Origin of the sequence: Massilia sp. CT11-108, assembly GCF_047302915.1 — a bacterium.
Classification (GTDB): Bacteria; Pseudomonadota; Gammaproteobacteria; order Burkholderiales; family Burkholderiaceae_D; genus Telluria; species Telluria orientalis.
The window spans coordinates 1-956 of sequence record NZ_JBKYMO010001009.1; the positions used below are offsets into that span (position 1 = coordinate 1).

Sequence of the window (956 nt, forward strand, 5' to 3'; positions counted from 1 at the left end):
CCTGGCGCAGGTTCAACGGCTCTTCCTCGGCACCCGTGTCGGGCAGGACGGCGCCGGCATCCAGGTCGCCACGCCCGAGGCCTTGCGCGCGGCGCTCCTGCAGGCGTCTCCGGGCGACCTCATCACGCTGGCGCCGGGCACCTACCGGTTCCAGGGCAAGAGCATCGACGTACCGCGCCCCGGCCGGGCCGATGCGCCCATCGTCGTGCGCGCGGCGCAGCCGGGCACCGTGCACATCGAACTCGAGACGCTCGAGGGCTTCGTCGTCGGCGCGCCGTACTGGCGCTTCGAAAACCTGAACATCGACGGCGTGTGCCGGGCCGACGACGACTGCGAACACGCCTTCCACGTCATCGGCAACGGCCACCACTTCGCGAGCGTCAACAACACGATCCGCGACTTCAACGCGCACATCAAGATCAACGGCGCCGGCGGCCGCTTTCCGGACGACGGCCTGATCGAACACACGACCCTCACCGCCACGCGCGCGCGCGCGACCGCCAATCCGGTGACGCCCGTCGACCTCGTGGCGGCCAGCGGCTGGACGCTGCGCGCGAACCTGATCACCGACTTCGCCAAGCGCGACGGCAACCAGGTCAGCTACGGCGCGTTCGCCAAGGGCGGCGGCAGGAACAACGTCTTCGAGCGTAACGTCGTGTGGTGCGAACAGATGCTGCGCGGCCTGCCGGGACAGCGCGTGGGCCTGTCGCTGGGCGGCGGCGGCACCGGGCACGAATTCTGCCGCGACGGTCGCTGCATCACGGAACAGGAGGGCGGCACCCTGCGCGCCAACCTGATCGTCGGCTGTTCCGATGCGGGCATCTACCTGAACAAAGCGGCGGGGAGCAAGGTCTTCGACAACACGCTCGTCGACACGACCGGCATCGACGTGCGCTACCCGGCCAGCAGTGCCCAGGTGGACGGGAACCTCGTCGACGGTCCGATCCGCGCGCGCG

General features: G+C 70.0%; 1 pseudogene. It reads left to right on the forward strand.

Going from position 1 to position 956, the window contains the following annotated elements:
• Positions 1–956, forward strand: a pseudogene (locus tag ACEN88_RS32760) (right-handed parallel beta-helix repeat-containing protein); the annotation flags it as partial.